Here is a 22,641-nt window from a genome sequence, read left to right as displayed (position 1 = left end):
AGCTTACCGAAGGATGGGTACATCTATGGATTCCCAATGCGATTTCAATCCGTTAAAGGAAGAATTGAAAAGCCAGCTTCAGCGGATCATTCAGCGAATGCAGCAATCGCTCCAGGAGCTGGAGCAGGATGACCAATGCTTATTAAACGAATTTGAGCAGCTCAGCGAGGAGGTCAGCCGGGCCGAATCGTTAGCCGCTTCCTTTTATTTAAAATGCTATCTGTCCTCGTATACCGACAAATATAACGACATTTCCCACTGTGTGCGGAATTTATCCCAACGCCGGCACGGAGCATTAATCGTCGTGCGGCGCGAGGATCCGCTGGAGCCGTTTATTACTCCCGGCGTCCCTATCCGGGCGAATTTATCGCACTCGCTGCTCGAATCCGTCTTCGTTCCAGGCGGTCCGCTGCATGACGGGGCTGTCCTGATTGAGGGCGACGAGATTGTATCGGCAGCCAATGTGCTGCCGCTGACGACAACCGTTGTCACCGAAAAAAAGCTCGGAACCCGTCACCGTGCGGCGTTGGGCTTGAGCGAGCGATGTGATGCGCTGGTTATTGTCGTTTCCGAGGAAACCGGAAGAGCATCGTTCAGCCTCAACGGAAATTTATTCGCCTTTGCTGTCCGCTGATTTCGGATGAAATCAGCCTGACACCGCAAAGGCTTTTTTTTGCGCTTAGGCGGGCATCGGGGTTTTCGTAGGCGAAGCGTAGCCTTTTTGATATTTGCTGTCGATGAAGGAACGGATTTCCTTATCCGTCTTGCCCTCCTGCTTCATTTTCACCGAGTATACCGCGATTTCCAGGCATACGTTGCATCGGGTGCCATGATCGTCCCAGACGACAGACCCGTCTTGGCGGATTTCCTTAACAAAGCAGTTCTGGTTGCTCTGATGCCCGGCACTCTCGCCGCAGCCGCAGTAACAAGGAATCCACTGGAGCAAATCGGCATGGCTCGCTGCCAACTGATAAATCTGCTTCATCTGCGGGTCCTTCTTGTCCAAAAAGGAAGGCAGCACCTGAACCGATTTCGTCGTCTCCTGAATATCCCCGTTCGCCAGCTGATGCGCTTCATGCTCGTGGCTCGCCGGCTTGCTGCCGCATGCCGTGATTGTCAAGAGAAGACATGGAATAACCAAATACTTTGTCCATTGTCGCATCATAAATTCACCTCATTCTTCATTGTATCATAAAGCAATCCTCACCCTGTATCTATGAATTCACGCGCCGAATTAAAGTAAAAATATAACAATTTTTCTTGACAATGTAAATTATTGAGGTGTAGAATCAAAGCCTATGTAAGACATTTACATAAAATTAACATTTTCCAAAGGGGGATTTAACCTGCATGAAGGACACATTGAAAACCGTAATTAGCGGCTCGTACCGCAAGCATTTTAATCAAATGCTGGAAGTGAAGACTTTTTTGGAACAAGAGGGAATACACGTGCTCGCTCCTGTAAGTCATGGAATTGTGAATCCGGGAGAAGAATTTATTATTCTCGATGAGGATCCGATTGAAGATCCACGCACCTTGCAGGACTCTATTTTCGCAAAAATCAGAGCCTCTTCTTTTTTGGTTATAGCTAATATAGATGATTACATCGGCAAGGCCGCTGTATTGGAGATGGGATATGCCGCAGCCATGGGACTCCAAATCTTAAGTGTTGAAAAAGTAAGCGACCCCAATCTCGCAGGCTACTGCAGGCTCATGGAGGATGTGTTCCCTAGGTGGAAAAACAACAAAGAAGCTATGGCGGGTGATCGTTTATGCTTAAAAGTCAACTAATTTTGGATCTAGGCAGTCACAGCGCCAAATTGTATGAGCGGCAGGATCAGATTCAACAGCTTGACGTGCTGACGTGGGAGCTTCTGGAGGAAGGAAGAAATGCCCCCCTCCTGGAAGAAATGCTGGGCAGCTTCATCGCTCCTTGGAAAGAAAATGCGATCATCGAAGCCATCGGAACCGCCGCGATGAGGAGGTCTGCAGCAATCTCCACCGAAATCTCAAATGCGTGCAAAAGCTTGGGCATCACCTACAGGACCATCTCACAAAAAGAAGAAGCGGAGCTGCTCCGCAAAGCCGTCCGGGAATCCCATATTCCGCAGCTGCTGGATGTGATGAATGTCGGGGGAGGCAGCATTCAAATCATTCAACCGGAAGCCGAGCTTCCTGTGCTGCTGCCCTTCGGCATCTCCGACTTGAACCAAACATTTCATCTGTTGGATACGCCGGATCAAAGAAAGGTAGAGGACTGCACGGAATGGGTATTCCGCCAGCTTCCCGAATCCTTGCAAAGCTTTGCGTACACCGGAGGAGAGAAAACGTATATCGAAAGCTTCGGCATTCAATTAAACCATGGATATTGCTCCGCTGTTGACTTTTATAAGCTATCCCGTGAGCTGGCCTCTCTGCAGTTGGATGAGCTTGAAAGCAGATCGCCTTTCGATTCGAAATGGATGCGTGGAGCCGTTGCATCGAACTGCATTGTCATAGCCGCTCTAAAAAGGTCCAGGAAAGATCAGTTTCTGCCTTCCGACTTGAATATCGCCCACGGATTTCTAAAGCAAGTATGAGAAAGCTGCTGCTTGTTAAGCTTTTCCTTTGCGCTAATCCTTATCTGATTGTATTTTTCCCTATGCTGCAGGCAAATGGCCTTAGCTCATCGGAAATTTTGTCCGCTATTTCCATCGGTACGATAGTCATGATAGCCGGTGATGGGATGACGAGTTATTTCGTCGATAAATTTGGACCCAAGCGGCCGGTCATTGCTGCATCCTTTATTCAAGCCTTAACCATCCTGCTGTTGAGCGTCTGCTCAACCTATGAACTACTCATCCTATTTGAAATTTTGATGGGGCTGTCGTTTCCGGCTATTTACGGTGCGGATTCCAAATGGCTTAAAATGCTGGCTCCCTCCGACAACAACCGGGAGAAGCTCAATCAAAATATATTTTGGGTATCGCAATTAGTTAGTGCAGTGTTGGGATGCTTGCTGCTGCATTTCCCTGTTTTTCTTTGTATTTTTAATGCACTTCTATATATGATTGGAGCGTTTCTCTGCCTGAAGCTGGAGGATGCAGCACCGCGTAGCGGCTCTGCCCGTTACTCCATGCAGTCACATAGCTTTAAATTAACTGGGAGCTGGAAGTCTATCTTCATCTATGGTTTTCTTATGGGTAGCGTTGCGATCTCATCCTGGTTCCTGCAAGCGGAAAGCAGTAAATACACCCATTCCTTGTATTTATTTTCTTTTCTTCAAATCGCCGGCTCCGTACTCTCCCTCACGGGATCATTAATCAAAGCGAATATTCAAAAAATATGGATTGGTCTTGCGCTAAGCAGCATTCTTCTATACCCTGTATTCGGATTGTCCGGTTGGAGTTACGGCATCTGGCTGGCCATAGGTATCGGACTATTAGCCAGGGGAGCCATCGGGGTCTTGTCCAGGAATAAGGTGCTCGGTGCACTCGATTCTTCCGGTCCCGTTGCTACCATTAACTTCTTTTTGGGCGGATGGGCGAAAGTGGTTCAAGCCTTACTCTTGCTCGGTTTATCTTCATTTAAATAAATCGGATAAAGGACTCGCGCGGATAGCGGGTCTTTATCCCCAAACCTCACTTAACGCGGCGCGGAACAGCTCATCCAGCTCCTCGTCCTGCGCCCCCTCTCCGGCCTTCATCAGAACAGCCTTGTGCTCGAAGGTCCTGATTTGTTCCTCCAGGTAGCTATTGATCGGATTGATCCTCGGCTCGAAGTCCAGCTCGTCTCCGGCCTTTTTTCTTGCAAGCAGCCGTTCCACAGCCTTTCTCAGATCACTGTCAGCGGGAAGAAGCCATTCGACCAGCTCATCGAATGCCATCGGTGGCATCGAGTTAAACTGTTCGATCCACGCACAAGCAAGTATCGGACGCAGTACGTAGAAATACTTTTTGATCTTCACCTGCTCCCCCTGCAAATATTCCCGGTAATTGCCTTTGGCCATGTTGAGATAGTGGTACATGCAAGACTTCGGCGAGAACGTCAGGGGTGAAATGCGACGAATGCGCTCAGCTACGGTAAAGCTCTCATAGTATTTCATGGGGGACTGAAGCCATTCCAGCAGCGGCGGGTTCGACTTGCGGAACAAGTTCAACGCCTTCTTCACATCCCAGCCGTTGATGTCGAGCATATCACTGATCGGCCTTTCAATAACATCCCTCTTATCAAATATGGACAAGTACCAATTCACGGGCCTGACATACAGGAAGCGGACATCGTAATCGCTGTCCTGCGACGGGAAGCCCCAGGCGCGGCTGCCGGATTCACAGGCGTAGACGATTTTTACCTGCTCCTCCTGCTCAATTCGACGAAGCTCTTCCATAATCCTGGCATGATAGTCGGTCATCCTTATCTCCCCATTCCTTATCGATTGAAAGAAATAGTATACGGGTTTCCAATCCTTGTCAATCCGGATGCTGTACTTTATCCAAATTCTGAATAGCTGGCCCACAATTGGGTAAAATAGGCACAGCTTCCTCTGGAATTAGAGTACACGACCGAACAGATCATGAATGGCGGAGGAGGGACACGGCGGGTAAGGAGGTAAGGTGTGATGGTCCAGCATCAGAGCGGAAAGCATACTACAGAAATCGGCGAGCTGTGCACCGATCCGTCCAGAATCAAGTCAGATCTGCAAAATCTGTTCACCGACACACCCGATCTGATCCTCCGTCAATTCAAGATTAAACAAACCGGCGAGCTGGCTGTCCTTGCCTATTTGGACGGGCTTACGGATAAAAACGCTGTCAATCACGATGTGCTGCGCCCGCTTCAGTTTGAATCCGGGAGCGGTATTCCGGGTGACGAGCTTGTTCTGACGATTGCTCACATCGTACCGCAAACCGACATGAAACAAATCGAAGCGGCTATATTAAATGGAAGCAGCGTCTTATTTGTCGTCGGAAGACAGGAAGCGTACGCACTGGATACGGCAGGCTGGCCGCAGCGAGCGATCGAGGATCCTCAGCAGGAGCCCTCATTAAAGGGTGCACATCAAGGCTTTGTTGAAACCGCAGGGCACAACATCGCACTCATTCGCAGATATATTCCTAACCGCGAGCTGAAAATGAAGCGGTATCTGGTCGGACAGCGCGGCCAAACGGAGGTCTCTATCCTTTACTTGGCCGATGTCGTCAATCCTGACTTCCTGTCCAAGCTGGAAAACCGGATTCAAAAGATCAACGTCGACGTGATCATCAATACGGGAGAATTGGCCGAGTTTATCGAAGACAGCCCCTTTTCCTTGTTTCCTCAGCTCATTACGACGGAACGCCCGGATACCGCGGCTTCGCAAATTTTACAGGGGCGCTGTGCCGTCATCGTCGACCGATCCCCCAGCGTGTTCGTCGCTCCCGCTACGTTCATGTCCTTTTTCCAGACCGTGGATGATTACAGTACGCGATGGTACATTGCGACTTTTTTAAGAATGCTGCGGATGTTTGCATTTTTCGTTGCATCCTTCTTGCCGGCCTTCTACATCGCCATCATTTCCTATAACTTTGAGATCATCCCGCTGAAGCTGCTGCTCACACTTGGCATATCCAGAGGACAGGTTCCCTTTCCGCCGTTTATCGAAGCCATCATTATGGAGATAACGCTGGAGATGCTGCGTGAAGCAGGAGTCAGACTTCCCGCTCCCGTCGGACAAACCGTCGGAATCGTTGGAGGTATTGTCATTGGTCAAGCCGTAGTTCAAGCGGGTCTTGTCAGCAATATTATGGTGATTGTGGTCGCTTTCACCGCTATCGCTTCCTTTATTCTGCCGAATTACGATCTGGTCGCAGCCGTCCGCCTCATCCGGTTTATGCTGATGTTCGCGGCTTCCATGTTCGGACTCGTAGGGTTAACGATTGGCTTGATGGTGATGATGGGGCATCTGATTGCATTGAAAACGCTCGGGATGCCGTATAACAGCCCTCTGGCACCGATGCGCCTCAAAGATTTGAAGGATACCATCGTCCGCGTACCGCTGTGGCTCATGAAGAACAGACCGCTTAGCACAGCTCCGACTCAATTGAAACGACAGGATACCAGCCGTACGGGAGAGAAGGACAAATGAACCGCTATACAGCAACCCCCATTTCCCTCATGCAGTTTATTTTTATCATTTCCGGCATCCAGGTCAGCGTGGCCGTCTTGTCTTTACCCCGCAAATTAGCTGAATTCGCAGGGACGGACGGCTGGATTGCGCTCCTCCTGGGGTGGGCGATCAATGTAACCGCCAGCTTCCTTATCATTCAAGTCATGAAAAAGCACCCGGAGGGGACGCTGCTGGATCTCGTAACCCGGTATATGGGCCGCTGGGCGGGCCGTATGGCTGCCATTGTGTTCGCCTTTTATTTTTTAAGTCTTGGCTTCGACGGTTTGACCCGATCCATTCTACTGGTAAAAATATGGCTGCTCCCGAATACCGCGGCTTACGTCATTATGATTTTACTGCTCATTCCGACTTACAGCATCGCCCGTTATCATCCCAGCGTATTGGGAAGGTATGCCGAGCTTGTCGTGTTTCTTTCGATATGGATCCCGCTTGTCTACATGCTTACGCTAAAGAACGCTCACTGGCTCCATCTGATGCCGCTGCTGAAAAAAGGATGGGGGCCTGTGTTCTCGGCAATCCCGGCCACCATTTATCCAAGCCTGGGCATGGTATCCGCGTTTTTCTTGTACCCCAATCTGCGCAAAAAAGAAAAAGCCTTCACTGGGATGCTGATCGCTAATACATTAACGTCGCTGCTTTACCTGTTTATAACAATCATATGCTTCCTGTTCTTCAGCCCCGATGAAATCAATACTTACAACGATCCCGTCATCAGCGTGCTGAAATCGATCGAGTTCAAATTTATAGAGCGGATTGAAATTTTGTTCATTTCATTTTATTTATTTATTTTCTCGCTGGTCTGGATTCCCGCTATGTACCTGACCACCTTCTGCACCAGCTGGCTCCTCGGGAAACAGGACAATCGGATGCATTTACGGTTGGTTTGCCTGGTTCTGATTATGGTGTATTACTTTCATAAACTCACGTTCAACCAGAGTGACAGGCTGGAGCTCATTTTGGCGTATGTCGGATTCGGAATGGAATATGTACTCCCGGCCTGTCTGCTGCTTTACTTATCGGGAATCCAATTTTTCCAGAAAAGGAGCGGTGTCTAATGTCCTTTCGCTTTCTATGCGTCATGCTTACACTCACGCTGGCGCTCTTGTCATCTGCAGGCTGCAGCGACCGGCTGGATTTGGAAAGTGCTGCAACGCCGCTCGCATTAGGTATCGATCTGGACCCGAACAACAAATTTCACTTTTATTCCATTTCTCCGGTGTTCAGTAAATCGATCCCGAAAAAAAGCATAGAGAACAGCGGAATCGCCCGTTCCCTTCGCCAATCAAGAGCAGAGCAGGATGCCCAAACAGGCGGGGCTGTATCAGGAAGGAACTTTCAGGTCATCCTGGTTGGAAAAAGGATTTTGCAGCAGCCGGACTGGTTTAAGATTATGGACGTCATTTTCCGCGATTCCCGGAATACGACAACGGACCGCATGATTGCTGTAGACGGCCCGGTAGCCGAGCTGATTCATTCGCCTCCTCCGGATGAACCGCTCATTCCTATCCTGCTGCGGACGATGGTCAACACAAACAGCGGCAGAGGCGAAACGGTCAGTACAACGATACAGGAGCTGCACCGGCAAATGTACGATAAAGGGATCACTCCCTCTATCGCGGAGGTCCAGCTGCATAAGACAAAAATCAAAATGCAGGGCACCGTGCTGCTGGACAAAAGGGGGAGATATGCCCACACATTGGGGCAGCAGGACTCAGTGCTTCTGAATATATTGAAAGGGAAAGCCAAAGCAGGGGTCAGCTTGACGTTCCCCGTTCCCAACCAACCTAAAACCGGCCCTTTCGACACCGATACGGTCAGCTTTTCTGCCGAGAAAATCGATACGAAAATTAAACCATCGTTTAAAAACAGCAAATTCCACTTCGATATTCGAATCAAAATAACCGCCGCACTGTCGGAGCGTTTGTTTCCTTATGATATGATGCGTCACACGAAGGAGCTGGAAAAGACAGTTTCAAAGCAGACGCAGCATCAATTTCAGGAGTTGATCCGTGAATTCCAGAAGCACCGAATCGATCCGATCGGCCTGGGCATGTATGCCAGAGCCTATGAATTTAAAGCATTCGAGCAGGTAAAGGACCATTGGAGCGAAGAACTGTCCCGTTCCGACATTCATGTGACCGCAGTTGTGCAGATCAGTTCCATGGGGCCTGTAAAATAAGCTTGCAAGAAAAAAAGCGCCATGGACCTTCGCGTCCATGGCGCTCCTTCTAGCTTTTTGAGACCCATGCTGCTTATTCCGGCTCCAGAATATGGTTGGCAATAGCAACCAGATCCTCGATGTCGACCTTCCCGTCACGGTTCAGGTCGCAGGCTTGAGCCGACGCCCAGTCCGCATCCTGCCGGGTTTTGCCGTAATTTTGGGCAATCACGGCCAGATCGCCGACGCTTAATTTATCGTCGTTGTTCAGGTCTCCCTGAAGATGTTTATTGACGGAGTCGGCAAACGTTTGGACGGCGGCATTCAGCTGCTGAATCGCCTGCGCGATCTGCTCTGCCGTTGCCGCCGGGCTGGCTGCAACCGATTTGGCGCTGTTGATCGCCGACTGCAGCACGGCCTTGGAGCCCTTCGGATATTGTCCTGTGCGGATCCCCTCCACCGCTGCGTCATGCTTTGCCTGGGCACCCGCAATAAGCGACTCCAGCGCTTCACGTCCGCTTCCGTGGATGGCAAAGCTGTGCTCCGCGCGCTGTACTCCCGTCTCCTTGCCGGAGGCATCGGCAACGGTGATATTCACGGCTGCAATGGCGGATGGCACCGTCTCGAGCCGTTCCTTGGCCCGGAACGAAAGCTTGAACGACGGGCCGTTCGATGCCGTGCCCAAGTAAACGGCAAGCAAGCGGACTTCGCCTGCGGCAGCCTTCTGATGAACAATCTGGACGCCGTCCCGCGCCGAGCCTGCGGAGATCCATTCCAAATGAGACGGATCGTAAGTAAACGTCACATCCTGAGCAAGCGTATTCGCGCTTAAGCCGCTCAAGCTGTAGATCACATCGAATGGCTGCCCTGCAGTAACCAAGCTGTCTCCGCTGAAGGATGCGGACGCATGGCCCGTTTCACCGGAAGCAGACACCTTCACTTCGGCGACAGCCAGGTAGCCCCCGTCTACCGTTGCCGCGGTAACGTAAGACGTCCCTTCGTTCAAGGCCGTAACTTTTCCTGTCTCATCCACCTTCGCGACATCTTCCCTGCTGCTGCTCCACACGACAGCCTTGTTGGCTGCATCCGCAGGAGAGACGGCAGCCTGAAGCTGGGCTTGCATTCCCGGCTGCAGAGCTTGTGCAGGGCTCTCAAGCGCAATGCCTGTTACGCGAACATCCGTGCTTGGCTGCTGAACTGCCGGCACCTGAACCAGCAGCTCGTCATACTCGGCCTGCGTAACCGGAAGCACCGTTCCGTGACGCGGACGGGAAGGCAGGCTGTAATTGGAGGACAAGGTCCAATTGCCTGCGCTTAGATCCGTCGTTTCGAACGGGACATAGCCTCTGCCCCCGAATTCATCGATGAACAGATACCATTTGTTTTCCGTATTGGACTTGAAGATCGTCGGTCCCTCGCCTTGGCTGATCGAGCCTTTGCCGATCCCTTCCTTAACCATCGTAAAGTTCGGATCGAAGATGGAAGCGCCCTTTTCCTCAAAAACAAACTTGCCGTTAGGCGTAGACGTCGTATTGCTCCTCTCATCCTTCGTGATTCTGAAAATTTGTCCCCCGTACCCGGTCATCGTCGTATCGATAATCGAGTAGCCCCGGTCTATATACACGGCCGGCTCGGTAAAGGTGTAAAAGTCCCTTGTCTTCGTATACATCATTTTTTGATACGTGCTGCCGGTGTGGGCCTCGTTATCATAAATTTTGGACGCCCAGAACACCACGTACTCACCGGTCGTCTTGTCATAGTAAGCTTCCGGAGCCCATGTATTGCCTGCAGAGGACGGAGAAATCTGTACCATCCGCTGATCGGACCAATGGATCAAATCCTTCGATTCCCATACCATAATGGACCGGCTGCCGGTTCTTTGTGCCGCATCCCAATTGCCGCTGCCGTACATCTTCAAGTCCGTTGCGATAAGATAGAAGCGGTCTCCCTCCGGCGATCGGATGATGAACGGGTCCCTCAGTCCCTTTTCCCCCATATGGGAGGTCAAAGCCGGCTTCCCGCCGTTTAATTCCTGCCAATGCAGCGGGTCGTTCCCCTGACTCAGCGCAAAATAAATTTGCTCTCCCGTTGAAGTACCTTCGCCGGTAAAATAGCTGAATACATACCCTGCGTAATCCTGCGGAGCCGGCAGCTCTTTTACCTGGGCCAAGAAGCCTTTGGTTAAGACACCCCCATCGCTGCTCAGCTTGGCTGTCAGCTTCACCGTCGTATCCCCGCTGCCGTGTGCCGGACGATGAACCTCGCCGCTCGGGCTGACAACAGAGGCATTATCCGACAGCCAGGTGATGGTCGAGCCGTTCTCTCCCTTCACCGGCAAGGTCAAATTCCCCCGGACATCTCCGATATTGTTCACCTTCAGCGCCTGGGCATCCGCGGTGACGCTTTCCATCGCGCTGAGCTTGCGAAGCACAGTGACCGTAAAGCTTTTTTTCACAACCGTCGTTCCGTCTGTGATGGAGGCGATAAGGATCACATCCTGGTTCCCGCTGTCCGCAGGCGGCCGATTCACAACGCCATCGTTTGTTAGGACCTGCTGGTTTTGCGATTCCCATGTAATCGTTGTTCCGTATTTTCCGCTCGACGGCAGCTGCAGGTTCGTGCTTATCTTCTCCTTGCCAGGGTTGCTTCCGATGAAATCTGAGTAATCCAGTGCATTCGCTGAGTAATCGACCATAAGTCCTTTCCAGTTGCGCTGGGCAAGCTCTGATTGCAGGCCGCTGATTTCAGAAGCAGACAAAGCGCGCTTATATATTTTAAAATCGCCGACCATCCCGCCGAAGTAAGGGTCTGCGGTATACATCGATTTCCCGATGTAGCCGCTCGGACCGCTTGTATTGCGGATTTGGTCCAGAGTGAAGCCATTGGTCGAGCCGGTAGCCGCAACCGCTCCATCGATATAAAGCGTCAACGTCCCATCCGTTCCTGAAAGGACCGTCGTGATCAGCTTCCAGTTGTTCGATGCCAGCGTAGAAGCTTTGGCGGACACTTCATTCCGCCAGCCATTCGTCGCGATACCGAAGCGCGCCGAGCTATCGGCATTGTACTTCGGTGTGAAGTACATATATTTCGTATCGCTCTGGCCCAAAGCATACAGCCACTCCGCAGCGCTGGTGCCCTTCCAATTCACCATAGCCGAAACGGTAATATCGGTTAGTCCGTTTAATATCCCCTCAGGCAGTTGAATGTAGGAGGTAGCCGACTTGTCCCCTGTAAAACCGATCGCTCCGGCCTCCGAGCCTTGAATCCATTCTGCATTCTGAGGATTCACCCATGTACCGTCGAAGCGTCCCGTCTGATCCTTCACCCTGGTTCCCTCCATATGCATCATGTCATAATGCAGCAGCAGGTCGGTATCGGCCACAGCGGCCGAAGCGGCGGGTGCGGGAATAGCCAAGGTTGTCAAACAGCCGAATACAAGGCTGAAGATGACGAACCAATGTAAAGTCAGCTTGCTGGAAGACCTGTTCATATGTACCTCCTCAAGGTTCGAATCATAACTTTTTAACGGAGCAGGATACCCTGTCGAGTATCCAACTCCCATGACCTCAAAGACCTCACCCTACTTGATGTTCAATATTTAATTAGGTTCAAATGATTGTCCCTCTCCATAATGAATGAAAGCGCATACAACTCCCTTATGTCTCCAACGGCTTTCTTATGTGCAAAAGGGTTTCTTACATGCAAGAAGCTTGACCGGACATCACGCGGATTCTGCATACATGCTGCATATCTCATGATTGCCTTGTCAAGCCTTCAGTACACTTTCGCGCTTCAATATTTCCGGTTCTTGACTTCCTTCTCCGCCATCGCTTCGGTAAAAATACTTTCCGGCGTAATAATTTTTTTCGGCAAGGTCCGGCCCTGCATCAGCTCATTAACGGCCTGCATCAGATTCGGCCCGAGCAGCGGGTTGCATTCGACGACGCTGTTGATTTTGCCTTCCATCATTTTCTCGAACGCCTTCCTGGTGCCGTCTACCGATATAATAATAATATCTTTACCCGGCTTCAGTCCGTATTCCTCAATCGCTTCCACAGCCCCTAGAGCCATATCATCGTTATGCGAGTACAGCACGCGGATTTCTTTCCCTTTGGCTTTTAAAAAGGACCGCATCACCTCTTTCCCCTGCTTATAAGTGAAATCGGCGGCTTCGCTCTGGATGACCCTCAACAGATCGCGCTCCTTCAGTGCATCGCGAAATCCTTTTCCTCTGGCGATGGAAGGGGTCGAGCCCTCGGTCCCCCGCAGCTCAACAATCCCTACAGGACCGGCAGCATCACTCATCTTATCCAGTAAATATTTGCCGGCCTTCGTGCCTTCCTCATAGAAATCAGAGCCTATAAACGTTATGTACAACGATGGATCGCTTACCTCCACCAGCCGGTCGAGAATAATGAGGGGAATCCCCGCCTGCCTCACTTCCCGAAGAATCGGGTCCCACCCGGATTCAATGACCGGTGCAATAGCAATCACATCTACCTGCTGCTGTATAAAAGAACGGACGGCCTCGAACTGCCTTTGCTGCGATTGCTCCGCATTCTCCAGCCGAAGCTGAATGCCGGCTTCCTTAGCCGCCTCCACGATAGAGGACGTGTTGGCTTTGCGCCAATCGCTCTCCGAGCCCAGCTGCGAGAAGCCTAGTACAATCGGGCGCGCATTCGGCTGCCCGGCTCCATTGCTCCCCTGCACGGCCAGCTCCTTGTCCGCGGCCGGAAGGTTCGGCGAGGGGGCAGATGCCGGATTGCAGCCGGACACCAGCAAACCAAGCATCATCAGCAGTGCGCCGACGACCGGAATCAAGCGAACCTTCCCCCTTATCGCTACCGACTTTTGCTTCATGGCGTTTCCTCTCCTTCTTCGATCAACTTTCATTGTGAATACGGTTACACATCGTACTCGTATTATAAAATGCCGACCGGAAAGGAAACAACTGCCAAATCTGATTTACGTGTTGCAATTCATGGCTGCTTACAAGTCAAAAGCCATTTACGTTTTGGCAGCCCAGCGCCTCTCGCTTAACCATTTTTGCAGTAAAATAAACAGGCACAGCAGGAGACCGATGACGATCTTGGTCCACCAGGAGCTCAGCGTCCCCTCAAAGCTGATTATGGTTTGAATCCCGCCCTGCATCAGGACGCCGAAGAAGGTACCCACAATATATCCGACACCGCCGGTCAACAGCGTGCCTCCTATTACGACCGCGGCAATGGCGTCGAGCTCCATTCCCATCGCATGCAGACCGTAGCCGGACAGCATGTAGAAGGTGAATACCACCCCGGCGAGCGCGGAACAGAAGCCGCTCATCGCATAGACTCCCATCTTCGTCAGCCCGACAGGCAGACCCATCAGTATGGCGGAAGGCTCGCTGCCTCCGATGGCATACGTATTGCGGCCGAATCGCGTGTAATGGGCAATATAGACGCCCAGGAGCACGACAACGAGCGCAATGAGAACGCTAATCGTAATAAAGCTGCCTCCGGGGAGCGGGATTTTGGTTTGGGCCACGGCGACGTAAAAAGGATTATCAATCGTAATCGTATTGATATTGATCATGTAGCAAAGCCCTCTGGCCAGAAACATGCCCGCCAAGGTGACGATAAAGGGCTGGATTTTGAAATAATGGATCATGGCGCCCATGCCCCAGCCGAATGCCGCTCCGAGCACGAGCACGAGCGGGATGACGACGGCCGGTGACCAGCCTGCCTGCACAAGAGAAGCGGAGATCATTGTGGTCAGAGCAATGACAGAGCCGACTGACAGGTCAATGCCTCCCGAGACGATAACAAAAGTCATCCCCACTGCCGTAATAAGCAGGAAGGCATTATCGATTAATAAATTCAACAGCACCTGCAGGGAGAAAAATCCGGTATAACGGAACGATCCCGCCGCAAACATGAGAGCGAACAGCCCAATCGTGACGAAGATTGGAATATATTGACGCTTAAGCATGCCGTGTCACCTCCCGTTCAGCCGGATAGTTCCTTGTTTTCCACCGGTGCAGAAGCCGGCTGCGGAACGTCTCCGATTGAATCAGGCAAACCATCAGCACGACAAAGGCTTTGACGACTAAGGTAATTTCCGGCGGCACGCCGATCATATAAATCGTCGTCGTCAGCGTCTGAATAATCAGCGCGCCGATTAGCGTCCCCGTCAAATAAAACCGTCCCCCGTTCAGCGACGTTCCGCCGATTACTACAGCCAGAATCGCGTCGAGCTCATACCAGAGCCCTGCATTGTTCCCGTCGGCACTGGATACGTTCGAGCTGAGAATCAAACCGGCGATACCTGCGCATACGCCACAGAACATATAGACGGCCAGAATGACCGTACGCGAACGGATGCCTGCCAGACGGCTAGCCGTAGGCTTGCAGCCGACGGATTCGATGAACAGCCCAAGCGCCGTTTTCCGTGTAAGCAGCGCCGCAACCGCGAATACCGCGCCGACGATAAATATCGAGAACGGCAGGGTGAGCAGAGAGCCCGCACCGATATATTTATAATTGCTGCTCGTCACCGTAATAATTTGTCCATTCGTAATGAGCTGGGCTATGCCCCGGCCGGCCACCATCAGGATCAGCGTGGCGATGATCGGCTGAATGCCAATGGCTGTCACCAGAAAGCCGTTCCACAGTCCGAGTACGACGGACAGCAGCAAGGAAATAGCCATTGCCAGGAAAACGAGGACCGCTGCATTCTGATCGCTGCCCTCACTGATCGTCAGGCAGGTCAACGCTCCGGTAATGGCCACGACAGAGCCTACAGATAAATCAATGCCTTTCGTCGCAATCACCAGCGTCATGCCAATTGCAACCAGAATCAACGGCGAGCCGAAATTCAAAATATCGATCAGGCTCCCATACAAATGCCCGTCCCGTAAGTGAATCGAGAAAAAGTCCGGCGAATAAATCAGATTAAACAGCAGCAGCACCGCCAACACGGTTACCGGCCAAAATAAATGATGCTTTACCATTCAAGTCACCCTCCTGCGATAGCCTTCATTACATTGTGCTGGCTCATGTCATCGCCTGACATCTCCATCACCTTCTTGCGGTCGCGAAGGACGGCAATGCGCTCGCTGACCCTCAGCACCTCTTCCAGCTCCGAGGAAATAAACAGCACCGACATGCCCTGCTGCGCTAAAGTCATAACGAGCTTCTGAATCTCGGCCTTGGCACCGATATCGATGCCCCGTGTCGGTTCATCCAGGATAAGCAGCCTCGGCTCCGTCAGCAGCCAACGCGCCAGCAGCACCTTCTGCTGGTTGCCTCCGCTCAAGTTTTTAATCAACTGCTCAGGATTCGGAGGATAGATGTTCAGCTTACGAATGTATTCATCCGCTATTTCATCCTGCCGCTTTCTCGAGATGGTGCGGAACCAGCCTCGTGTCGCCTGAAGCGCCAGCACGATATTTTCACGAATGGTCAGATCGTCAATGATCCCTTCCGTTTTCCGGTTTTCCGAGCAGAAAGCGATGCCCTGATCGATTGCTTGCCGGGGAGAGTGAATCACGCCATCCTTATCGGCTATATGGAGCTTGCCTTGATCTGCACGGTCGGCGCCAAAGAACAACCGTACCAGCTCCGTTCTACCCGAACCCAGAAGCCCGGCGAGCCCCAATATTTCCCCTTTGCGGATGTGCAGATCAAACGGCTCGATCGCTCCCCGGCGGCCCAGCGCTTTGGCCTCCAGCATGACTTCCTTGGATTTCAGCCATTCGACATTCGATGATTTCGGCAGCTCTTCGAGCAGGTGCAGCTCTTTGCCGATCATCTTGGAAACCAGCTCTATTCTGGGGAGCTCCTGCGCCATGTACTCCCCTACAAACTCTCCGTTGCGGAGAATGGTTATTCGATCGGACACTTCATAGACTTGATCCAAAAAATGAGTGACGAACAATATGGCCAAGCCTTCCGCTTTCAATTTACGGATGACGGCGAACAGCTGCTGCACCTCATTGCGATCCAAACTGGAGGTCGGTTCATCGAGGATGAGCACCTTCGCTGATATGTTCAAGGATCTGGCGATCGCTATTAATTGCTGAATGGCAAGCGGATACGTCTGAAGCGGCTGCGTCACGTCAATCGACAAATTCAGTCTTTCCTTCAGCAGCCTTTCGGCCCTTGCGCTCATTTCTTTCCATAAAATACGGCCGAACCGTCTCGGCTCCCGACCGATAAAAATATTTTCCGCCACGGAAAGGTTCGGACATAAATTCACTTCCTGGTACACCGTGCTGATTCCGGCCTGCTGTGCATCCTGCGGGCTGCTTACGGTAATGGGTTGTTGATTCATCTTTACTTGCCCTTGATCGATGGAATACACTCCCGTCAACACTTTGATCAAGGTGGATTTACCCGCGCCATTCTCGCCCATCAAGGCATGCACTTCCCCGGGAAATAAGCGGAAGCTGACCCCTGTGAGCGCTTTGACGCCGGGAAACCGTTTATGAATATCCGTCATTTGCAAAATCGGCTGTTGTTCTCTCGGTTCACTCATCTGCTGGCTCCTCTCCAGGCTATGGAATAAACAGCCACTTCGGCGCAGCAAGCTTAACGACGCTTGAAGTGGCTGTTCTCCTTCTCTTTTTTCTGCTCTAGTATTGACGGTTAGGCAGCGCCTTCTTCGCATCCTCGGAAGTAAAGACGCCTTCTTCGGTTACAATCCGCTTCGGAATTTGCTTACCGGCAACGACGTCGCGAACCGCCTGCATCAATTGGGGCCCGAGCAGCGGGTTACACTCGACGATGAAATTGATTTTGCCTTCGCTGGCAGCCACGAAGCCGTCCTTGACGCCGTCAACGGACACAATAACAATGTCTTTCCCCGGCTTTAAGCCTGCCGCTTCAATCGCTTGAATCGCGCCCAGCGCCATGTCGTCGTTATGCGCATACAGGACATCGATTTTTTTGTTCGCCTTCAGGAATGCTTGCATAACCTCTTTGCCCTTAGCCCGGGTAAAGTCGCCGGTTTGGGAGGCGATGATTTTGAGATGCGCATTGCCCTTGATCGTTTCCGCGAAGCCCGCTTTGCGATCGTTGGCCGGAGCCGAGCCCGTTGTCCCCTGCAGCTCGACAATGTTCACATCCTCCTTGGCATCCTTGTACTTGTCGGCAACCCATTTGCCGGCTCTTTTGCCTTCCTCTACGAAATCTGAGCCTATGAAGGTGGCGTACAGCGAAGTATCCTTGGAATCGACCGAGCGGTCAGTCAGGATGACCGGAATACCGGCGTCCTTCGCTTCCTTCAGCACCGTATCCCAACCGGATTCTACGACCGGCGAGAAGGAAATGACATCCACCTTTTGCTGAATGTACGTGCGGATGGCTTTAATTTGATTTTCCTGCTTTTGCTGGGCATCTGAAAATTTCAGGTCAAAGCCCGCTTCCTTCGCCGAATCCTGGATCGATTTCGTGTTCGCTGTTCTCCAGCCGCTCTCTGCGCCGACCTGTGCAAAGCCGAGTGTAATTTTCTTATCGGCCGGTGCTGTCGCTTGGGTTTTGGGAGCTGTCGTATTGCCGGCTGCCGGCGCTGCCGTGCCTCCCCCTGACGGGCTGCCGCCCCCGCTGTTTCCACAAGCCGCCGAGAATAGCATCATGAAGGATGCTGCCAATACGAACCCCATTTTTTTTGTCGCTTTCAAGTTCATTCCTCCCCTTAGTTCACCGCTTGTGCGGGTGTGCTCTCATTATAAAACGCTTACAGACCGCTTTTATACGGAGGTTCATGTCGGATTCCTTGTAAATTTTTCATACAACCAGGTACCTGAACTGAAAAAGTTCGTTTTTTTATTCCTGAATTGCTCTTTTTGGTGATGCAGCTCTCCCTCCATAGCCGTCCCGGTTATTATTTGTTATAGTAATATCAAAGTTCAGCTTACCTAATGAATCCAATGGAAAGGCAGCAGAATCCCTTATGAATCTGTTTCAATGGATTTCCTCCAGCCTGCGGACCAAACTTCTGACGATGTTCGTCCTGTTAACCTGTATTCCATTGATCGTTATCGGTCTCATTTCCTACCAAAAATCTTACGACACCGTCTTCGGCAACAGCAAAGCAGCCGCTATGCTTGTTGCGGTGCAGCTGGCCCGGGACCTGGATAACCTGTTTAAAGATACGGGCAAGCTGCTTGACTTGGGGAACAATCCTCAGGTGCTTCATTTTCTGTTCTCCCAGAGCGATTCCTACGAGGATGCCAAGGAAATCTTGAAAACGATGGATTCATACCGGCAAATATACAAATATGACAGCGTTCTCAATATCTCTATGATCAGCTTGTACGGCAGAGGGATCAGCGAAAGGAAAGGCGTGTTTCAATTGGATCGAAACCCGCTTCGCAACCCTCATTTCGCTTACCTGTTCAACAATCCGGAGGCCGTTCTGAACATTCCCCCCTCCGAGGCTTCTCCGCTGGACCGGCTGGATGGCTTTCCTTATGACCATTCCCGCGTCATCTCGATTATGACAACCGTGAGGCAGCGAATCACGCATGAAGTCATCGGGTTTATCGTCATTGATTTGGACGACGCTTCCGTGAAGCAATTTTGTGACAACTTCGCAATCGGCAAATCCGGCTTCTTCTACGTGGTAAATGCATCCGGCAGCCCGATCTTTACCCCATCCTCCTTAGACAAGTCAGCCGTCAAATTACCGAAACCGGCGGAGCTTTCACCTTACTTGAACAGTCATAGCTCCAGCTACACGGACGCGACTGAAGGGAAGCCCAAATTCATCTTCACCGCCCCGTCGCAGCAAACCGGATGGAACATCGTCGGGCATGTGCCCTTGCAGGAAATCGTCGAAGAAGCGAATGCCATTCGCCAGCTCATTATTATTAGTGTCGTCCTATGCATTGTGTTCACAATCGGGTTGTATTACTACGTATCCAACCGGCTGACGCGTCCCGTCAAATTTCTGAAAACCAAGATGCAGCTCGCCGCATCCGGTGACTTGGAGGCCAAGGTCATTCCTGAAGGAAGGGATGAGATTGCCGAGCTGGGCAACAGCTTTAACATTATGCTCAAAAAAATCCGGGCGCTGCTGGAGCAAAGCATCCGGGAGCAGGAAGAGATCAAGAAGGCGGAGCTGCGCGCACTGCAGGCGCAGATCAACCCGCACTTTTTGTACAATACGCTGGATTCTATTGTGTGGATGGCGGAAGCGGGCAAGAACAGTCAAGTCATCGAGCTGGTCCAATCGTTGTCCCGGCTGTTCCGGATCAGCCTGAGCAAAGGCCGCGACCTGATCATGATCGAGAGGGAGCTTGAGCACGTGCACAGCTACTTGATCATTCAGCAAATGCGCTATCGCGACATTCTCGGTTATGAAATTGACTTGAATCCTGCTCTCAACCCGTATCCGATTCTCAAAATGACGCTGCAGCCTATCGTCGAGAATGCGCTGTACCATGGGATTAAGAACAAGCGGGGTAAGGGCCTGATCCGCATCAGCGGGCGAATGGAGAATGGAACCGATATCATTCTTCTGGTAGAAGATAACGGGATCGGCATGTCCCCCGACAAGCTGGGCCAAATCCGGCGCTCTTTATCCAGACGGCAGCTGCCTGAAGAAACAGGCAACGAAGTGTCGGGGGGCTTCGGCCTTCATAATGTGCAGCAGCGAATCAAATTATTTTATGGCGAAGGCTACGGGGTTCACATCGACAGCGTAGAAAAGGAAGGAACCACCGTTACCATTCGTATACCGATAACAGGGGGGAATGCCGGATGACCAAAGTGATGCTCGTCGATGACGAGATTCTTATACGTGAAACCATCCGGGATTGTATTCCATGGGAAAAAGAGGGCTTTATTTACTGTGGGGACGCGTCCGACGGCGAGGTTGCCCTGCCGATGATCGAGGAGCTTCAGCCGGATATTCTGATTACGGATATTAAAATGCCCTTTATGGATGGGCTGGAGCTGAGCGCAATCGTCCGCAAACGGATGCCGGATGTGAAGATCGTCATATTAAGCGGGCACGGGGAGTTCGAATATGCCCAATCCGCGCTCAGGATCGGAGTCGATGAATATTGTCTGAAGCCTGTCAGCTCCACCGATCTGATCAGCCGCCTTCATAAGGTAAGGGAAAAAATCGAGAAGCAGCAGCAGGAGAAGGAGCAGCTCGCCAAACTGAAGCAGCGCGAGGAGGAGAAGGCGACGCTCTCGCAGAGCAAGCTGCTGAACGATTTATGCAGCGGTTTTATTACTACCTCGGAAGCCATTCATTGGAGCGCTTCGCTGAACCTGAATCTCATTGCCAAATATTACGCGGTGGCCATTACGGATCTGCGCAGCAGCGCCGCCCCTGCCTCTGCCGAGGGGGCCGGATGGCCTTATACGGAACATGTCCTTCTGCGGCATAGAGAACGCAGACCGTCGTCCTCCGATCCCCTTCTTTTTAAACGAAGCCGGACGAATACCGTTTGGATCTTCATGGGAGATTCGTTCGAAGGGCTGCAGCAGGAGGTGGATGCGTTCAGCCGGCTGCTAACGGACCGTCAGGGGCAACCGGAAGAGCCAGGCAGCGAAGTGACGGTCGGCATCGGCTCCATTCAGGACCGGCTGCAAGGGATCCATACCTCTTTTCTTGAAGCGGAGGAGGAAATGCATTTGCAGCGGCTGCTTAGGCAAAACCGGCGCGCTTTATGGGAAACGACTCAGGGAACGCTTGACCCTTCGCTGTTCCTCGACCGGATTCAGTTCGTTGAATTTTTGAAGGTGGGCTCCCCTGGTCAAGCTCAATCCTATGTCTCCTCCTTCGCCCAAGCGCTTAAACCGACGGATTGGCATTCGAATCTGATCGGGTACTACATACTCACCGATCTGACACTCGAGGTGTTCCGTTCGGCCAAGGAGACCTATCCCAATATGATGAACGCCGAGCATACGCTGGATCGTTTGAGGGAAGGCATCGGCGCCATCCGTTCCTGGGACGAAGCGTGCTCCTACTTGGTCCGGCTGGCTGAAGAATATTGGACCTGGCGCTCAAGCGCCTCGGATAAATATAGCGACATGCTGGACAAGGTCAAGCAGTATATCCACAAAAATTACGATAAGGATACCATTTCCCTCCAGGATGCCGCAGAGCATGTACATTTGAGTCAGGGCCATCTCAGCAAAGTATTCAGTCAGGAAACAGGCCAGACGTTTATCGAATATTTGACGCAAACCCGCATTCGCAGAGCCATGGAGCTGCTGCTGACGACACAAGCAAAATCGTATGAGATTGCGAACCTCGTCGGGTACAACGATGCGCATTATTTTTCCAATCTGTTCAAACGGGTTACGGGGATGACGACCAAGCAATTTCGAAAAAACGGGCAAATAAGCAAAACGCTGCCGGGGCAGGAAATGTCAGGTGCTCACCCATGATAGCCAGAAGATGCCTGCTTGCCCTCACGATTCTGGTGCTGCTGGCGGCCGGCGGCTGTAAAAGCTCCGATTCTTCCGGTTTCGCGTTGTCCCCGCCTGCTTCCCCCCTGCCGGAAAAAGAGGCGCCGCCCGCATACAGCTTCGGCATTATTTATCCGATGGCTCATCCGTTCTATGAGATGATCACGAAGCTGACCGAAGAGGCCGCCAAGCCGCACGGCATCCGGTTGATCGTCAAAGCCCCGGAGGAGGCCAATCTGGAGCAGCAAATTCAAATGATGGAGACCATGATCAAACAAAGGGTGGACGGCATCGCCATCGATCCCATCGATCCGGATGCTCTTACCCCCAGCATCAATAAAGCGATTCAAGCGGGCATCCCGGTCGTCTGCTTCGAATCGGATGCCCCGGCAAGCCACAGGTTGGCCTATATCGGTCCGAATCATTTTCAAGGCGGTGCCCTGATGGGTAAGGTGGTTGACCGGCTGTTAAAGGGCCAGGGAATGGTGCTTGTTGAATCCGGTTTAAAGAGCTCCGGCACGCATAAGGAGCGGTTAGACGGGATGCTGCAGTATTTGAAGCGCGAAACCCGAATTCAAGTCCTGGAGGTTCGTTATAACGAAGGAAGCTCGGAACGCGCCTTATTCAACATGGAGCAAATGATCGATAACCATCCGCATTTCGACGCTCTGATTACACTGGATATTATATCCAGCTCAACTTCCATCCTGGTATGGAAAGCCAAGGGACTCAACCGCAATCTGATTTCCTTCGGCATGATGCCCGAAGTGAAGGAAGCGCTTTATAACGGCCAGATGACGTCCACCATTTCCCAGAACGAACAGGCTTGGGGAAAGCAAATCATTGCTCAGCTGCTTCGAGCTTCCCATGGTGAGACGATCCCGGCCGCCATCTATACCGACGTTGTAGAGGTTACGAAATAGTCA

General features: G+C 51.8%; 17 protein-coding genes. 9 read left to right on the top strand and 8 right to left on the bottom strand.

Annotated elements, in window-relative coordinates; genetic code table 11:
• The first annotated feature begins 25 nt into the window (after positions 1-25).
• Entirely contained in the window at positions 26-634 is a 609-nt protein-coding gene (gene cdaS, locus CF651_RS06210) for a sporulation-specific diadenylate cyclase CdaS (protein ID WP_094013983.1), read from the top strand.
• 45 nt (positions 635-679) lie between these two features.
• Here the strand turns inward: cdaS and CF651_RS06205 are convergent, their stop codons facing one another.
• A complete protein-coding gene (locus CF651_RS06205; RefSeq protein WP_094014113.1) occupies positions 680-1,162 on the bottom strand; it encodes a PCYCGC motif-containing (lipo)protein in 483 nt (160 codons plus the stop codon).
• 188 nt (positions 1,163-1,350) lie between these two features.
• Here CF651_RS06205 and CF651_RS06200 point away from each other — a divergent pair, with 188 nt between their 5' ends.
• Complete coding sequence (locus CF651_RS06200; RefSeq protein WP_094013982.1) at positions 1,351-1,791, top strand: hypothetical protein; 441 nt, start codon at positions 1,351-1,353, stop codon at positions 1,789-1,791.
• Positions 1,773-2,579, top strand: coding sequence for a Ppx/GppA phosphatase family protein (locus CF651_RS06195; RefSeq protein ID WP_094013981.1), 807 nt, complete (start codon positions 1,773-1,775; stop codon positions 2,577-2,579). The genes CF651_RS06200 and CF651_RS06195 overlap by 19 nt, the downstream gene beginning before the upstream one ends.
• A gap of 1,028 nt (positions 2,580-3,607) precedes the next feature.
• On the opposite strand, the gene CF651_RS06185 is transcribed toward CF651_RS06195, so the two are convergent.
• On the bottom strand, positions 3,608-4,390 hold the full coding sequence (locus CF651_RS06185; RefSeq protein WP_094013979.1) for a nucleotidyltransferase domain-containing protein: 783 nt from the start codon (positions 4,388-4,390) through the stop codon (positions 3,608-3,610).
• Positions 4,391-4,597: 207 nt separating this feature from the next.
• On the opposite strand from CF651_RS06185, the gene CF651_RS06180 reads away from it, so the two are divergent.
• Genes CF651_RS06180 through CF651_RS06170 form a run of 3 tightly spaced genes read left to right on the top strand, consistent with a single transcriptional unit; the run spans position 4,598 to position 8,324 of the window.
• A complete protein-coding gene (locus CF651_RS06180; protein WP_094013978.1) occupies positions 4,598-6,103 on the top strand; it encodes a spore germination protein in 1,506 nt (501 codons plus the stop codon).
• A complete protein-coding gene (locus CF651_RS06175) occupies positions 6,100-7,200 on the top strand; it encodes a GerAB/ArcD/ProY family transporter (protein ID WP_094013977.1) in 1,101 nt (366 codons plus the stop codon). The genes CF651_RS06180 and CF651_RS06175 overlap by 4 nt, the downstream gene beginning before the upstream one ends.
• Positions 7,200-8,324 (top strand): Ger(x)C family spore germination protein, encoded by a 1,125-nt coding sequence (locus tag CF651_RS06170; protein WP_094013976.1) that lies wholly within the window; start codon positions 7,200-7,202, stop codon positions 8,322-8,324. The genes CF651_RS06175 and CF651_RS06170 overlap by 1 nt, the downstream gene beginning before the upstream one ends.
• Before the next feature lie 73 nt (positions 8,325-8,397).
• Here CF651_RS06170 and CF651_RS06165 read toward each other — a convergent pair whose 3' ends face one another.
• The 6 genes from CF651_RS06165 to CF651_RS06140 all read right to left on the bottom strand — a co-directional run bounded on the left by CF651_RS06165 (position 8,398) and on the right by CF651_RS06140 (position 17,964).
• Positions 8,398-11,793 carry an immunoglobulin-like domain-containing protein gene (locus tag CF651_RS06165; RefSeq protein WP_179232703.1) on the bottom strand — a complete coding sequence of 1,132 codons (3,396 nt, stop codon included), beginning with the start codon at positions 11,791-11,793 and terminating at the stop codon, positions 8,398-8,400.
• A 302-nt stretch (positions 11,794-12,095) separates the two neighbouring features.
• Positions 12,096-13,163: an ABC transporter substrate-binding protein gene (locus CF651_RS06160; RefSeq protein ID WP_094013974.1), complete on the bottom strand. Its 1,068-nt coding sequence runs from the start codon at positions 13,161-13,163 to the stop codon at positions 12,096-12,098.
• A 147-nt stretch (positions 13,164-13,310) separates the two neighbouring features.
• Positions 13,311-14,273, bottom strand: a complete 963-nt coding sequence (gene yjfF, locus CF651_RS06155; RefSeq protein WP_094013973.1) for a galactofuranose ABC transporter, permease protein YjfF — start codon at positions 14,271-14,273, stop codon at positions 13,311-13,313.
• Positions 14,266-15,294 carry an ABC transporter permease gene (locus tag CF651_RS06150; protein WP_094013972.1) on the bottom strand — a complete coding sequence of 343 codons (1,029 nt, stop codon included), beginning with the start codon at positions 15,292-15,294 and terminating at the stop codon, positions 14,266-14,268. Before CF651_RS06150 ends, yjfF begins: the two co-directional genes overlap by 8 nt.
• Before the next feature lie 5 nt (positions 15,295-15,299).
• Positions 15,300-16,820 carry a sugar ABC transporter ATP-binding protein gene (locus CF651_RS06145; RefSeq protein WP_094013971.1) on the bottom strand — a complete coding sequence of 507 codons (1,521 nt, stop codon included), beginning with the start codon at positions 16,818-16,820 and terminating at the stop codon, positions 15,300-15,302.
• 97 nt (positions 16,821-16,917) lie between these two features.
• Positions 16,918-17,964: an ABC transporter substrate-binding protein gene (locus CF651_RS06140; protein ID WP_094013970.1), complete on the bottom strand. Its 1,047-nt coding sequence runs from the start codon at positions 17,962-17,964 to the stop codon at positions 16,918-16,920.
• Positions 17,965-18,236: 272 nt separating this feature from the next.
• On the opposite strand from CF651_RS06140, the gene CF651_RS06135 reads away from it, so the two are divergent.
• Genes CF651_RS06135 through CF651_RS06125 form a run of 3 tightly spaced genes read left to right on the top strand, consistent with a single transcriptional unit; the run spans position 18,237 to position 22,638 of the window.
• Entirely contained in the window at positions 18,237-20,051 is a 1,815-nt protein-coding gene (locus tag CF651_RS06135) for a sensor histidine kinase (protein WP_094013969.1), read from the top strand.
• A complete protein-coding gene (locus CF651_RS06130) occupies positions 20,048-21,694 on the top strand; it encodes a response regulator (protein ID WP_094013968.1) in 1,647 nt (548 codons plus the stop codon). Before CF651_RS06135 ends, CF651_RS06130 begins: the two co-directional genes overlap by 4 nt.
• Positions 21,691-22,638, top strand: a complete 948-nt coding sequence (locus CF651_RS06125; RefSeq protein WP_094013967.1) for a sugar ABC transporter substrate-binding protein — start codon at positions 21,691-21,693, stop codon at positions 22,636-22,638. Before CF651_RS06130 ends, CF651_RS06125 begins: the two co-directional genes overlap by 4 nt.
• Positions 22,639-22,641: the final 3 nt, after the last annotated feature.

The sequence above is a fragment of the Paenibacillus rigui genome (assembly GCF_002234615.1).
Classification (GTDB): Bacteria; Bacillota; Bacilli; order Paenibacillales; family NBRC-103111; genus Paenibacillus_S; species Paenibacillus_S rigui.
This window is presented reverse-complemented; position numbering and strand designations above follow the sequence as displayed.